11 protein-coding genes are annotated in these 15758 nt (G+C 44.0%); 1 reads left to right on the top strand and 10 read right to left on the bottom strand.

Annotation, left to right across the window (positions count from 1 at the left end; genetic code table 11):
• The first annotated feature begins 78 nt into the window (after positions 1-78).
• Positions 79-2409 carry a septation ring formation regulator EzrA gene (locus tag NST74_RS01760; protein ID WP_341110161.1) on the top strand — a complete coding sequence of 777 codons (2331 nt, stop codon included), beginning with the start codon at positions 79-81 and terminating at the stop codon, positions 2407-2409.
• 97 nt (positions 2410-2506) lie between these two features.
• Here the strand turns inward: NST74_RS01760 and NST74_RS01755 are convergent, their stop codons facing one another.
• The 10 genes from NST74_RS01755 to NST74_RS01710 all read right to left on the bottom strand — a co-directional run bounded on the left by NST74_RS01755 (position 2507) and on the right by NST74_RS01710 (position 15600).
• Positions 2507-4138: an ATP-binding protein gene (locus NST74_RS01755; protein ID WP_341110159.1), complete on the bottom strand. Its 1632-nt coding sequence runs from the start codon at positions 4136-4138 to the stop codon at positions 2507-2509.
• A gap of 148 nt (positions 4139-4286) precedes the next feature.
• The gene (locus NST74_RS01750; RefSeq protein ID WP_341110158.1) at positions 4287-5075 is read right to left on the bottom strand and encodes a formate/nitrite transporter family protein; all 789 of its coding nucleotides are present in this window, start codon (positions 5073-5075) and stop codon (positions 4287-4289) included.
• 333 nt (positions 5076-5408) lie between these two features.
• Complete coding sequence (locus NST74_RS01745; RefSeq protein WP_341110157.1) at positions 5409-7883, bottom strand: S-layer homology domain-containing protein; 2475 nt, start codon at positions 7881-7883, stop codon at positions 5409-5411.
• A gap of 250 nt (positions 7884-8133) precedes the next feature.
• Positions 8134-9234 carry a toxic anion resistance protein gene (locus tag NST74_RS01740; RefSeq protein WP_341110155.1) on the bottom strand — a complete coding sequence of 367 codons (1101 nt, stop codon included), beginning with the start codon at positions 9232-9234 and terminating at the stop codon, positions 8134-8136.
• An 11-nt stretch (positions 9235-9245) separates the two neighbouring features.
• Complete coding sequence (locus tag NST74_RS01735) at positions 9246-9950, bottom strand: hypothetical protein (RefSeq protein ID WP_341115803.1); 705 nt, start codon at positions 9948-9950, stop codon at positions 9246-9248.
• Positions 9951-9984: 34 nt separating this feature from the next.
• Positions 9985-11040, bottom strand: coding sequence for an ATP-grasp domain-containing protein (locus NST74_RS01730; protein ID WP_341110154.1), 1056 nt, complete (start codon positions 11038-11040; stop codon positions 9985-9987).
• Positions 11037-11870 carry an HAD family hydrolase gene (locus NST74_RS01725; protein ID WP_341110151.1) on the bottom strand — a complete coding sequence of 278 codons (834 nt, stop codon included), beginning with the start codon at positions 11868-11870 and terminating at the stop codon, positions 11037-11039. The genes NST74_RS01730 and NST74_RS01725 overlap by 4 nt, the downstream gene beginning before the upstream one ends.
• The gene (locus NST74_RS01720) at positions 11867-13018 is read right to left on the bottom strand and encodes a cysteine protease StiP family protein (protein WP_042123541.1); all 1152 of its coding nucleotides are present in this window, start codon (positions 13016-13018) and stop codon (positions 11867-11869) included. Before NST74_RS01720 ends, NST74_RS01725 begins: the two co-directional genes overlap by 4 nt.
• Positions 13002-14444 carry a phosphoribosyltransferase family protein gene (locus tag NST74_RS01715; protein WP_445668119.1) on the bottom strand — a complete coding sequence of 481 codons (1443 nt, stop codon included), beginning with the start codon at positions 14442-14444 and terminating at the stop codon, positions 13002-13004. The genes NST74_RS01720 and NST74_RS01715 overlap by 17 nt, the downstream gene beginning before the upstream one ends.
• Entirely contained in the window at positions 14389-15600 is a 1212-nt protein-coding gene (locus NST74_RS01710; RefSeq protein ID WP_249923444.1) for an HpcH/HpaI aldolase/citrate lyase family protein, read from the bottom strand. Before NST74_RS01710 ends, NST74_RS01715 begins: the two co-directional genes overlap by 56 nt.
• Positions 15601-15758 lie beyond the last annotated feature (158 nt).

Raw genomic sequence — 15758 nt, 5'->3', positions numbered from 1 at the left:
CCCTGATGGTTAATGATATAGTATAATTATTAGCATAATATATTGAATACAAAGTCCTTCAGATTGGAGCGTGTCAGCTTGAAAAAGTATATAGCTTTATTCTTATTAATCAGCGTGTTATGGGTACCCGGTGCATACGCCGCCGTAATTCCTACTCAGCAGGGATTAGTTACTGATAGCGCTGGAATGTTTAGCTCCGCAGAAGCGAAATCCATTTCTGCTGCCGCCACTGGGGATCTCGTTACTATGCATGTACTCACCGTAGATTCCTTAAACGGAACTTCAGCCGATAAGTATGCTGATGAAACTTATGCCTCATGGGGACTGTCCACACGCGATATTCTCTTGCTAATCTCCGCTGGCGATCAGTCCATTGAACTGAATTTTAACAACCCAGGCTTCCAAAACTCGTTAAATGCCTGGTCCCAGAATCAGGGAGGGAGCTCAGGAAATGCTGCCATTACAGCGTTACTTGATACTTATTTCATACCTTATGCCAGAGAAGGAGACTTCGCCGGAGGGACAAAGGCCTTAATTAAAGCGGTCCATTCCATCGGGGATAGCACCGGAAATGCTGGAGGAAACGCAGGAAGTGGCAGTGCAATTGGCAGTACGGACGGCGGTTTAGAGAACGGCACCTCCAGCAATCCAGGAACCTCAGTCAGTTCCGAAAGCCGCTCCAGTAGCTCCATGTTCAAGATTGCTGCCATTGTAATCGGAACCGTACTAATCCTACTTGTGCTCTTTATAGTGATCACAGGTCTGCGTCGACGTAAACAGCTAAGCAAGCAACAGGAACAGCTATCCAGTTTGCTTGTACAAGCGAATCGAGCATTGGAATCATTAAAGCCATTTCAGGGGATCGTTCAGGGCAAAACCGAGGTGCTGGTAGAAGGCATTTCAAAACGACTGTCTGCAAAGCTCGTTGAAATCTCTTCCCTGCAAAGTGATGGGCAAGGTACACAGCCACCCTTCTATCGTCTGAATGCCCTTAAATCTGCCGTGGAACAATTGCAGCAGACAGAGGCATCCTTCCGCACAGCGCTTGAGGAGGAAGAGAAGAACATTGCAGTTATCAGTGAAGCAGATCGCAATGTTAAACAACGCATCACAGAGCTTAAAGAGGATACGCCAGAGCTTGAAGAGCAGCTGCAAGATGCGGTTAAAGAAACTGGTTATGCACTTCAAGAAATTGTTGAAGAGCTTAAGGAGCTTGCCGAGGAGACCTCAAAAGCAGATCATTTAGAGCTCTTTGACCCTATTGCTGCACAAGAAATTACCGAGGATGCGCAAGAGCGCCAAGAAAAAATTGAACAAGACCTGAAGGATGTCGATCTCTATGATGATAAGCTAAACCATTTCCCTACGGTATTAGCTGCATCCCGTGCGAAAATCACAAGCATCATCGAACAGAATTCACTCCATAACATGAAGATAAAACCTTATGACCGTCTGGAGCAGGCCCGGGTAGAGTCGCTGACTCTTGAAGCACCGCTACGCGCAGGAGATATGGATGAGGTGCGCAGGATTGGCGCCAATCTTGATCTTCTCCTGGATGAGGCTGTTGCTATGACAGAACAACAAGCACTTCTTCGGCAGAATAACCACAGAGATTTAGAGACATTCCGCACCGAATGGAGCCAATTAAAGCAGCGGCGAGACGGACTGCAGAGCCGGATTACAGAAGCACGAATATATTTTGAAGAACAACATGTAGCAACTGTGGAGAACATTCTAACAGAGTGGAGCACTCGCCTTCGGGAGGGTGCAAGTGAAGTGGCGCAGATTGAGAATTGGACCAGCGATGAACGCGGGGAATATGACAAGGCCCACAATGCGCTTGAGCAGTTGCTATCCTTACTGGATGAGGCTGCAAGACAGTTCGATGGTGTCTCGGAGAGTCTAAATGCACTCCATGAAAGACTGGATAAGGTCACTCGCCTGTTCTCTGAAGGGCAAAGCCGGGTGGAAACCACCCAGCGAATGCTGCATAGCAGAGGGTTATCCTCTAGAATTCGCTTCGAGCTATCCTTATTGCCAGAATTCAGTGCACTGGAGCATCGCCTGACGTCCCGGCCTTACAATCTTGAGGAACTGGAGTCCCTAAGCCGTTCTTATGATTCGCAGATCACTTCCTTTGTAAATGAAGCGAACCGACTCGTTCGCCAGAAGGAAGAGGAAGAACGGCTAGCCCAATTAGCTATGATGAGAGAACAGCAACGTCGTGCACAGGCCCGCAAGCGGATGTCCTCTGGTCCCCCTTCCTCGGGCGGATTTGGTGGAGGACGTTCCTCCGGTGGTTCTTCCTGGGGCGGAGGCGGCGGTGGTGGCAAATCCTCCGGCGGCTCTTCTTGGGGTGGCGGCGGAGGAAAGTCCGGTCGAAATTCATCAGGCGGATCCAAGTGGTAGTCCATCTCCATAATAAAAGACTCTTCCAGCCTGCTTGGAAGAGTCTTTTATTATGAATTAAGGCTTGTACGACGGAGTTATAGCCAAGATAAGCCCTTTATTTTATCGGCAGATAAATCGTAACAGTTGTACCTACACCCTCTTCACTAGCTATGACCACGCGGCCTCTATGTGCAGAAACTATTTTTTTAACAATCATGATTCCAAGTCCATTACCATCCCCTCTGGTCGTGTGGAAAGGTTGACCTAATTTATCCAACACTTCCTGGTTCATACCCTCTCCGTTGTCTGTGAAGGTAATCGTCTGGTATCCATTCTCCACATCTAGGGCTACTGTAATGCTTCCACCAAAAGGCAAGGCTTCCATTGAGTTTCTTAGGATATTTAGGAAGATTTGCTTGATCTGATTGCGGTCACACACGATTGTGGCATCATTATGGAATTGCGTGTTTAACGATATATTATTCATCTCCACTTGAATTGCAAAGATGCTAAGCACTTCCTCCAGAATCGCACTACATTGTTCTATCCTATAATGCGCAGCCTGCGGTCTACCCAGTATAAGGAACTCACTCACAATGAGGTTCATTCTTTCCACTTCTGACATAATAAGATCATAATGGAGTAGTTGCGAATCTTTATTGGCCAGTTGAAGCATTCCTTTAACTGTGGTCAGCGGATTTCGAATCTCATGCGCAATACTCATGGCCAGTTGTCCAGCGACCACTAGCTTCTCTGTATTGCGCAGCACTTCTTCCGTTTTTTTCATCTCTGTGATATTACGAAGACTCCCAATTACACGAGCCAAGCATGCATTCGAGTCGTAAACCGGAAGCACATCCAGCATATAATGCTCAAACAAACCGTTACTTTCCTGAATCACTTCCAACCCAGCACATGCCTCTTGCTGAAGAATGACATGCTGAAAATAAGAGCCCACATTCCGAATTTCAAAAACACTGGCACCGATAATAGATTCTTGATGTTCACCATCCAAATGAAGCATAGTTAAGCAGTTCTCATTTACATTGACGATCGTTCCGAGTTCATCCGTTATAATAACGCCCAAGTAATTAGTATCCAATAGGATTCGGTTTAAAAGCTGAAGCTCAGCATTCCCTCTACGCAGCAAAATTTCGCGTTCAATGGAGTCAGCCATAGTACAGAGCAAAGGCAATAGGTGGGGATGAGCCACATCTATATCCGCCATAAATGATATCGTCCCCAAAATTTCACGCCCATCCTCTTTATAAAAAGGAGCCGTACAGCATACTAAACGATGAAGAATTTGATGATAATGGTCATGCCCCTTCAACTGAAAAGGCCGCTGATATTCGAGACACAAAGCAATCGAATTCGTACCCACTTCTTTGTTTAGCTGCACACCTTCTTTGATACCAACCTGCCCTACCAGATCAATAATCGTCGGATCCCCTTTGAACGCCAATAGATAACCTGCATCATCCGATATCGTAACAAGGATCGGATTACCTTTTACTGAAGAAAGAAACTTATTCACAAAAAAATCGATAACTTCAATCACTTCACTATATACATGGAGTTGTGACCCCAATTCATCTGCAGCATAACATTTTGGAAAAATAGGAGGCTGCTCAGGGTCTATTCCTTGATCAATGCAATGCTGATTGGAAGCCTTAATAATAGTCTCATCCGTCAGTATCCCCGTTGTCTTTTCCAAAGCCTTACCCCATTCTGTATGAATCTTCAATTTTGTAATACTAATATGTATTCTACTTCTTTCCCTCTAATCCTTTTGAACCCTAAAAAATCAAAATATCCCAATGGCGAATAAATTTCTTGCAGCACAAAAAAACTCCGCCCTTTTAGAGAGCGAAGTTACGCGTTAACCGAGCTTCTTAGTGCTTTGTATCGTCCAGAAAAGGTTTGTTCACATAATAATACATAACCCCCATCAGAACTCCACCACCAATTAGATTGCCGATTGTAACAGGCACAAGATTATGTACCACACCGCCCCACGAAACCGTTCCGGGATGGTCAAGGACCAATGCAATCGCAAAGGTACACATATTAGCAATACTATGCTCATAACCGGAGATGAAAAAACAGAATACGAATAAGACCATTGCGAACATCCTAGCCCCATCGCCTTTAATATTCATCGGTATGAAAAAAGCCATACACACGAGCCAGTTACAGAGGATAGCACGGAAAAAAAGCTGACCTGCCGGAGCCCCCATTTTATGCTCAACCACATATAGCAAAAACCCATTTACATCAGAACTGTAAAACAGTCCTGTTAAAAAAATTAATAATGCAAATACAGCAGCACCGAGGATATTACCGATATAACTCATAACCCACATGCGTACAACCTCGGACCATTTCATTTTACGTCTCAAAGCTGTATACGTGTAATAAAAGGTATCTCCGGTAAATAAGTCGCCCCCACCGTATGAGATAAGGATAATCGCTGCTCCAAAGGTAATTGCAGCCATCGGATACGCAAATGGGGAATGCTCCATATAGAAATAGTTGCCTGTCTTGAAGGCTACAATTACACCAAACCCGATAAACATACTGGCCAGCATGGCTCTGGCAATATAACGCATGATACTTTGCCGAAAGATTTTCTGTTTCTTGAGTGCCAATTGTTCAACCTGAAGCAGCGCCTCGTTCTCCATGTGACCTCCTTAGGGATTTTGGTATTTCCAGCTAGTTAAGGGCTAATCGTACAGCCTTGAGTTATTATACCCAATAACCCGCTGGAAATTACTTGAACCAAGTTGTGGTTGAAAATCCCCGAATTTCTTAGAGGAATTGATGTTAATTCCCGCTAACTGTCGTCATTCAATTTGGCTATTGCTTCTGCTTTTTCGCTGCTGGCCACGATGATAAGCACGAGTATCAAACACCCTAAGATCATATGCCTATCCCCACTTTCTACACATGTAATCTTGTGACAACTTATGTATGAGGATAGGGCTTTATGATTGCTGTGAGTTCTTGTTCCCTTATTAGTCTTTCAGGACCCCTGTGTAATAGCTTATTGCCTTATAATCTTTATCATAAAAAATAACGATATATTCTTCTGTCTGTCCATTTAAAGCCGGATCAGAAGAATTGAAAACGGCCATTCCTTGATAGACCTGATTCAAATTCTTCACCACATTTTCGACCGTAAAAGCTTGTTCTTTTTCCAGCATCGATCTTGATGTGACTGTGAAATATACAGCCTCCCGGTGTGCGCGTACGTAGTTTTGGACATCAATAAAGTCTACACGTCCGCCGTTGCCATAATGACGTTCCATAGTCACTCCATCCAACACTTGAACCGCAGAATTGTCCCATGCTGGAGAAAGGGCTGAAAAGTTCATCTGCTTTGTCGTATAGCGCAGTGGCTTATCTGCCTTATCGTAATAAACTATCGTTACGTTATAATCACCTATCTTATCCCGAATAGGCAGTAGTATTTTATTAATCTCCGAAAAAGCATATTTACCGTAAATACTAGGAGCCTCTAAATCGTTCCCAGTGATCGGATTTTTAGTAATATAGTAAGAAAAGCTTCCAATCTCTCTTCTTAAAGTATCCGGGAAGTCTATAGTATAAGCATTAACTAACGTACCGTTGAGGTGAAATTCTCTAATACCAATATAGGAAGAGACAAGCGAGAGGTTCTGTAACGGCCCTGATTTCTTAAGTTTTTCAAGAGTTTCTTGAGCATTCATAAGTTTCACTTTACGCTGTTCACTAATCCTCCCACGGAGTGATTCATTAAGTGCCTCATAGGCTCTAGTGGCCCTATTTATAGTATCCTCTTCCTTCAACCCTAGACTGATCGGAATATCATCAATCCTCTTCTCGGCGGCTTCAACTGCCAATTCGTCACTTAATTGAACTTTTCCTTCGTAATAAGCGATAGCCTTCAAATTGGTGTCATAGAACACAATCATATATTCTGCTTCATTGTAGGTTTTATAGTTATAATAGGATTCGTAAACAATAGGAATATACCCTGGTGATGTTGCCCCGCCGGAAGAATAAGTAGTTTCGACCACTCTAATTCGATTGCTTTTGTATAAAGTACGCGAGGCAGAAATACTATCATTAAGTTGAGGGTTCTGATCCAAATCCTTGTAATACTTAGGATAAATCGTATAAGAAACCGCATTACCATTTAACTGTGCAAAAGCATTTGTAACATCAATAATATCAGAATAGTATTCCCCTGGATTTATCCAACCGTCATAGATAAATTTTTCTTGTGTAATGGTTACTCCACTTTCCAACTTCACCATGTCACTGGCTTGCTCCGTTTGCGAGAACTTCAAGTTCATCTTTTGGGTGTAGTATCCTGTAATTTCTTCTTTATGGTTTCTAACAACAACCGATACATACTTTTCTCCATCTCCACCTCCATCTATATAACTAGAAGACACCGTGATTTCGGGCATAAGTCGAGCTGTATAACCGGACATAGTTATATATGAGTTAAGATTAGTAAGGCCCCAGCGGAGATCCCTGTCATTAATCGGCTCGGATGTAATATAGTAAGTGATCTGATCATTTTGATTCACTATTGTGCCAAAAACTTTACTAAAGTCAACTTTCAGATAAACGGAATTTGTGACGGACTCATTTGAAGTAGAGGTAATATGAATATCTAAGGCTGGCAATTCTTTTATAGGCATTGTTGGTTCCGGGATTGGCGTTGGTGATGCAGTGGGTGTCGGTGTAGCGGTTGGAGTAGAAGTTGCCTCAGATTGACCACCACCACCACCTCCTCCTCCTCCTCCTCCAGCGGATGCTGCAGTTGCCGTTGCCGTTGGCGCAACACTAGGCAAAGAAGTTGTAACTGGAGAAGCTGTCGGCAACACTATATGTGTAAGAGCCTCAGCGGAATCAATCAGTGTCAAGGACTCTGCACGGGTTAATGCCTGTCCAGGCGCAAAAGTCCCATTAGGGTATCCTTTCAGAACACCGGCTTTAACTGCTGAAGCAACGCTTTCTTTGCTCCATGCAGCAATTTGTCCAGCATCGCTAAACACCTTCAGTTCATCAACACTCCCCCCTTCCAGTTTCAACAGTCTGCTAATAATGACTGCTGCTTCCTGGCGGTTAATTGGAGCATTCGGACGCATCTCGTTATTAAATCCTTGGATATATCCAGCTTCAACTGCTCTCGCTATCTCATTATATGCCCAGTTAGTAGAAGGCACATCATCGTAACTAATCTTAGCTAGCTTCGTATAATTAAACGCACGGTTGACCAATGTCATAAACTCAGCTCTTGTTATGGTTTGATTTGGCTTTACAGAGCCATCCTCAAAACCCTTCAACTTGCCGCTGTCTAACCAGCTTTCAATAGCTTTTTGAGCCCAATGGCCTTCGTAATCCTTGCTACTTTGTGCTGTTACTACTCCTATAGAACTAAAAAGCATACTTACGCCCAGTGCACCAGCTAATATTCCCCTAAACTTTCTGCCCATCCATTTACCCCTCCCAATAGGTATGCCCGTTTCTCTTGAAACAGCGCATGATAAAGCCGATCCATTTATCTTAGGTGCACCTGAGCATCAATAAATCTATCAGATCTTTACCATAATATCTCATGAAAAAATTTTAGTAAATTGGAATATATTATAACTAATGTTGAAAAATGAACAAAGAAAAAACCTGTTGAAAAATTCAACAGGCTTTACATCCTATGCTGTGTATTCATGCGAATTTCAGAAACAATTAGTTCAAGAAGTTGCTAAGTTGGCTCTCAGCCTCTCCTTGCTTCAGCGCCTGCGGCTTGTCCGCCTCATTCAATCCTAAACGATTGCCTAGTTGAGTATTGATTGCCGTCATTTTAGACGTATAATCCTGGCAGCTTTCAATAATACGACGGTTAGACTGTTCTGAAGTATCTAAAGCGCTAAGCAAATCGCCGATCGCTTGGTTCACAGCTTCCATGGACATAGAAGGCTTAGATAGCAACTCGGTTGTTTTCTCCGTAGTGGTACGCAGTAGACGTGCATTTTCTTTAAATTGATCTTCAATCGTCTTATTCGTCGCTTCAACAGCGTTGATGACGTTCTCCTGATCCGCTAACGACATCGCAATCATTGCCGATACTGTAATTAAATTAGAGGTCTTATCAATGGCGTTATTCACAGAATCAATCAACTTATCATTATTGTCGTTGATGATATCTGTAGCAGCAATCGCTTGATTGTACAGCAGAATCATCTCTGTCATCGACTGAATACGAACCATCACTTTACGCAGACCACGCTCAAGATACGCTTTACGGAACTCATTCTCTGGCTTCGCGATCTCAACCTCGAAAAGCTCTTTCAGCTTATTGCCGAAGGCAATTTTGGTCTGCAGATTATAAATTTCTTCCATAGAGGTACGTTTTAGCTGACGCATATTCACAATGCTCTCTTCGAGGGTATCTCTACCGTCGCGAAGTCCTGTAACAATGGCATCAATGTTCGTGCGGACCGACTGATATTTGTACACATAGTTCTTCATCGGACTCTTACGCAGCATCTTGCCGAAGAAGCTCACATTCTTACTCTGCTGCAGATTCTCACATTCGTTCCGCAGTTTCATAATCATGTTAGGCACTTCAACACGTTTGCCTGACATCAGGTCATTCACTGGACGATCCAGCAGCTTCAAGGTTTGTCCTGCTTTTTCCTGCGTCTTAACTCCAAGCTTACCGATATCATCCATCAAGGAATCTAGTGTAACAGTATCCGTTTGGGATACCTTTTCAATTAATTGTGCCGCTTCCTCGACTACCTTTTGTTCATCTTCTTTTTTTAATTGGATCAACTGCGTGGACATGGGATTCCCTCCTATAGTTCGGAACTGCTGTACCGCTGATGAATCAGTTCCGCCTTCGTCTGAAGTTCCATCAGGTCTTTATGTTCGATCGTGGACGCAATATCCGATATTTTGGAATCGACATCTCTTAGACCGTTCAGCAGCATTCTCCGATTCTTCGTCTTTGCTTCACCGCCTAGGCGTAAGAACGGATTGATTACACCATTTAAATCCTTCAGAATCAATCTGCGGACCGTATGATTAATCTCGCCGTTATTCAGCTCCTGCAGCAGTGGAATTACACGTTGAAGCCTCGCGAAGAGCGCCAATGATTTCTCGACAATTTCATTGTCCAGCGTATCCTTCTGCCCTTCTGAGATAATCATATCTTCCAGAATGCTAAGATACTCCACAACCGGAGCGAACTCCGGTCCAATCTTCACAGCGTCCTCCGTTTTACCGTCATAGCCGTGAATACCTGATGTAGTATCATTTGCTGCGTTGCTTAATTGTGGAGCGCTCGCAGCGGGCGGCGGAGCAATTGGTGCCGTCACGGAGCCTGCTGGCAACACCTCCGCCGGGAGATTAGTTCTTGGACTTCTCGTGACTAGGGCACCTATCCCTGCACCCGCTATAGGCAACAGCAGAGAGATGAACTCAGGCAGAAAAGAGCTCGTTAATACAGCGACAACATAGCCGATACCGGCGTAAAGTAATACTTTTGATTTAAACTGAATTGTTCTCACCTCTTGTGAGCGACTTTATGAACGCTCAATTCACGGCGTCCGAAATGACGGATTGGCCGTTTATTTTCATAATCATCGGTTGCTCCAGATGGCTGGCCAGTACATCTCCTTCAAAATTCATAGGCTGAACCTCGCCACCGAGGGCACTTTTGACGGCTAAATAAGGAAAGTTAATCCCTGACAGACATGACATATGCAGTCCACCGGACATTCGCGGGTTAATTTCCAACAGCTTTGGAGTATCTCCATTGTATTTCATTTGAATATTGAAATTGAAGGGGATCTTGTAAACTTCTGCAACTCTAGCTGCAATCTCCTCCAGTTCAGGAATATGCTCCATCAATCGTAGACGACCGCCCACTTTTCGACGTGGCACAGCTACTAACAGCTTACCGTTCTCATCTGCCAGACAATCTATACTATACTCGTAACCCTCCAGTAATTCCATCACCATCAGATCAGGGAAGGTCTCTTTGCTTGCAAGAATACGATAGGCATCATCAAACGTAATCAATGGAGTTACATACCCAAAAAGCTCTTGAAGAGGATCGCGGGTATTGTCGATAATACGGAAGCCTAACCCACCTTCTGTTTCAGTTGGCTTAAAACAAACACGATGTCCCTTGGCAATAAGGTCCTCGTAAGCATTTTTAAACTGCTCCGCTGTACTAACTACATGATAATCCGGGATACTCATGATGCCCTGCTCAATAACATTCTCGTAAAATTTACCTTTGTCCATAATGGACTCCAGCAGGTCAAGATCTCTGCAGACCAGAACCTTCGTACCAATCGCATCAAACATTGCCGCATGTAAAGCAATATCAAGCATGTGCAGCCGAGGAATAAAAACATCAATCTCATTACGCCGACAGAAATCAACGCAAAACTGGACATATTCAATTCCCTTCAGCGCCGGCTCAGTTTCAGCAAAATCAGCACCTTGCAGCGACATATGGCGGATATCAGGATGTGTTGCATAAATTTGAACGGGTATGCCGTCCTCGTTATTGCGAAGGAGATTCATATAATGGTAAGCCACGGAAAACCAACGATTGAAATAAATATTTACCTTTTTCATAGTGGCCCCACTCCCAATGCAGTTAGATTATTATAGATCATATTTACATACTGCAAAATCTCATCTCCAGCAAATACACCTGATTCTTTCGTAAACGGATACCTTGATTTTACAAGACCACTCTGTTGCTCTGCAAATATTTCACCATGGCAGGGGGCAATAGCATAGTCAGCACTCTCAAGAAGACTCTTATCTAGCAAGGAATCTCCAGAGGCTACCATAGGCTCAGAGCGAACGGTGCGCCGCAGATGAAGTATAGCGTCGCTTTTGTTCACGGCTGCCGGCACAGCGTACAGCTTGCGGCCTTGTAAAGAAACTCTCCAGCCGAGATTATAGAGCCGATCTGATAGATTAGTGATTTCATCTAAAGGTAACTGATCCCGATAAACCATGAAGGAGTAGAATAGATCATCACAATAATTCTCACTAATGATCCAATCCTCACGTACAACTGCCTTGATATATGATCTAACCTCTTCAGCCCCAGCAGAGTGACGAGCTACCAACCTACCGATTGATTCTCTCCATTCCTTATCGACAACTCCACCGATTAGAATATTCCCCCCATTGCTTGTAACGGCATAGTCAGGTATGACCGTTTCTTGAAACAGATTAATACGCTTGTATTGTTGTATCGTACGCGTAGTAACCGGGACAAAAATAACCCGTGTGGTAAGATCGAGTAGCTGATTTAATGCTTGCTGCGAAATGTAAGATCTCGTCTTCCCCTCGATAATTTCCGCCGGAATTAGACCCGGAGTATTCTCAGGAACACCAATTGCACCTAAAGAATAGATCAAAGTACGATCTAGATCACTGGCATATATCATTCCGTCTCCCCTTTCAGCGGTTTAATTATTCCGCAACAGGAGTACGTCATTCCAGGAAAGATCTCAACAGGAACGCCCCGGTCCTTCGCTAAGAGAAGAATATGCTTTAGATTCGGATTATCCATAGTATCGACAAGAATTTTCCAAGGTACTCTGCGCAGTAATACGCGTGTTGTTTCTCCGACTCCCGGCTTTATCAGATTGATGTTATCTATGCCGAAAGTTTCCTGAATACTCTGAATATCACGAAGACCCTGCCAAGTGATTTCGGGCGGATGCTCCAGCATCTGTTCGCAGGCGCTCTTCGCTTCTGCTACTACGGAAGAGAAATACGGACAGATTGTATCAATAAATACATTGGACTCGTCCGCATTCAGCCACTCCTTATAAAACTTTGAGCCGTGAAAATCCTCAGGACCAATGAGATCAGCGTGTAACACCGTTCGGCTCATCAATCCTGAAACAGTAGAGTTTAAGCAGGCGCTAGGAATGAGATAGTCCTCTCTAGTCCCAAACATGCCTGCGCAGTTTCCAGGGTCAGCCAATACGGCAAGATCATCATTTAAGCGAATACCATACTTCTCATAGAGGCTGTTGCAAGAATCAATCAGCACCCCACGGATAGCCCCTTTTCCTGTCCATCCATCGACAAACTGCAAATCAGAATCAAGTCCATGCTTCTGCAGAATATAGAGAATCGCATTCTCATCTATCCCTTTGCCCCGAATAATAGAAATACTATAATGCGGTAGATCTACTTCGTATCTCTCTGCGATATAACGCTTAATCAATATACCAATGGGTGTTCCTGCTCTAGCCAAAGAGACCAGCACACAACCTAGCCCTCTTCTTGCGACAATCATCTCAGAGACAATGGCAACAGCCAAAGCTACCCTCTTAGCCGATTGCTGCAGCGTCTCATGAAACAAGTCAATATACTGCTCGGTAGGCTGATATTCAACAGGCAGCATCTCAGAATAATGGACACCCGATTGAATAGCTTCCTCCCTTACTTCCGTCGCCAGCTCCAGCGATACATCACTAAGATCCTTGAGCAAAAACGTAACATCTGACGGTGGATAGCTCCCTAGCGGAACCGGTTCTGCTATTTGTTTATCCATGACTTTATGTTTACTTGTTCCCTTCATCCTGGGGACCTCCACTTCTTCCTTCAGGAGTCAGTACAATAAGATGCACTTTATGGCGGGCCAGTGCCTTCAGTATATCAAGCATCGGTTTCATTCGTTCATGCGGTACATCACGCTCAATCAGCACGAATATTTCATCATACTGACCAGGGGCTACATTATAAATAAAGTTTGTAATTTCCGGATCACCAGCTGAAGGGTATGCGAAAGCACTATGTACCCCGTAATCTGCCCGATGCTCAGGATGTATTGGACTGCGTGTGGAAGACTGATAGGAAACACCTTCCCCCATCTCAGCCGCTATCCGCATAGGAAGGTACATAAATTCCCCTACACCCATCACAAGAGTCCTAGAATCCACCTCTCGTAGTTCTCTAAGCTGTGCCGCAATCCGGGTGACGCCTTCATCCATCCCATCATTATTCAGCGAATCCAGACCGAATCGGCCGCTGTATTTCACATAAGGAGATGCGTTAGTGTCGCCATATGAATCTATAGATGTCACCTGCAGACGTTCTAAACCGTCCACCACATAAGTAGTCACCACTTCGGCTTCTTCTGAAGACGGACATAAATCTTTGTCATTCCTAGCATGAAGCAAAGGCGTGCCTTTCACTACAATACTACCTTGCAGCAAACATAAGGACTTAATCCGAATCCCTAGTTCCTGTTCTAATTCGCTATAGGTGTGAAGATTATTACCGCTCCTCCAATCCAAAATAGAAACGACTACGTATTCCTCCCGAGGGAATTTGGACTGAATATCACAGATCGTATTAATTGCTGTATTCCCCGTTGTAATCTCATCATCCACCAGTATAATCGGCTCAGTCCCTGATAATAGTTCAGCATTCAAGGCGTAACATGAATGGTCGACCGCATGTGAATGCTCCTCTTCAAAGCTAACAATCGACTCCAAATCGAGGATATGTTCACGCGTAGTATGAATATATGATGCTGCATCGGCAAACATGTTGTACACACTGTGACCGAGTGCAGTTGCAGTCTCAGCAAAGCCAATAAAAACAACAGGCTTAGGAAGAACTAACCGTGCTCCTAGCAAATGTTGATAGGCTTCCTTGGCAGACTCAGGGTGAATCAGTCCATGCACAGCTTTATTCAATAAGTCATCCATCCTACCCTTATCTGTAGAATCATCGTTCATCTCCTGATATAACAGCAGCGCTAATGCAGCACCACTTAGTAGAGGAGTGTATGGATTAACAGGGATATGTTTGCCAAGCACCTTGCTGACGAACAAAAAGGAGCGCTTCTTATTAATCCGGGCTGCCATGGAGAATAAAGTATCCGCAGGCAAATGAAAGGGATTAGATGTTTCAGTAACCGTGACCTGTAGGTTCTCGACTATGTTATACGTGTGTAAATTCGTTCTCGGGTAATAATCCGACAAAATGCTGTTGTTCATGTAACACCCCGTATATTTGTGATCGTAGTAAAATCCGTTTTGCCCAGTTCAAATGCGGCTTAATCTCGTTCATCTTATTAGAATATTGACTCTTGAAGACTCCTAGGCTACCATCGTTACTCTCTACGATACTGCAGGCATCAACATATTCCTCGTGCATTACCGTGTACATGGCCTGAACAGGTCTGAGGTGTGAGGGATGTATAATTGTCTTGCCCAAGATCCCATTTTCTTTATCTAAAATCACTTCACGAATAAGCCCATCCATGCTGCTAGAAATGTAACTGTTTCGCATGTCGCGGCCGTTTTTACCATAGGTGTCTTCAAACGGAGTCTGTCTTAGCTGTGGCCGAAGCACCCGATGTCCTTTATTCGCAAAATACTCCCAGACCGGTCCGGAAATTACATATCCCTCTTCCACTCTACCAAAGATATTAATAATATCCGATATGCAGTCTCGAATAGGGGTAAGATCATAGATACTAATATCAGGACTTCGACGCAGTCCGAATAAACTAGAAAAATCTGTTGCTCCAATTCTAACGTTCAACACATACTCACGATAGTTCCCTAGCAAATTACGAATAGATAAAAGACTGTCTACCCGGCTCTCGCGGTAAATAATAGGCGCACTTTCCAGGATTGGCATGCCGTATAGCACTGGATCTGAATAGCTGCGCGTTCTATTGTAATCGGCAATCGCCTCAAAATATTGGATTCCATTGTCGACCGAAAACTTAGGAAAAACAAAACCCGTTAACATCGTAACCAAAGATCCTAATCGAAAAATCAGCTGCCGCAGCTGCTCTGGATTACGAACTCGGATGAAAAGAAGCGGAAGACTATCACTCCCGCTTGGCTCATTCTCCTCATATGCGGCGAGAAAAATAAGATGCTGAATGAGAGACTCCTCTGCATGGTCAACCTCGTTATCTCCGATCGCATCCTCCAGATCAATAATAACGGTTACAAGTCCTGCACTTTTAAGCTTCAAAATATCTTCTGGAACACTAGCACGAGTTGCTGGCATATAAAGAGCAGCACCAACAGCATATGCCAACAAATCCTTGCTCGTAGTATTATGGTTAAATGAAATCGGCCGATTATAAAATAAGGCTGTTTCTTGTTCAATCGTCAGGTAATCGAAGTATCTCAAGATGGTTCCCCCTTATAGTTTTGCGAAGCCAAGCAAAACAAGCGTAGGCCTCTCCTATAGAGAGTGGCAGAACCAGCTATACCTTATCCGGTTCTCTCATATATAAGTGAAGGCCTACGCTATAAACATATACGATTACCTGAAAGCAGCAGTGTTCA

The sequence above is a fragment of the Paenibacillus sp. FSL F4-0125 genome (assembly GCF_038008565.1).
In the GTDB taxonomy this organism is placed as follows: domain Bacteria; phylum Bacillota; class Bacilli; order Paenibacillales; family Paenibacillaceae; genus Paenibacillus_AQ.
This window is presented reverse-complemented; position numbering and strand designations above follow the sequence as displayed.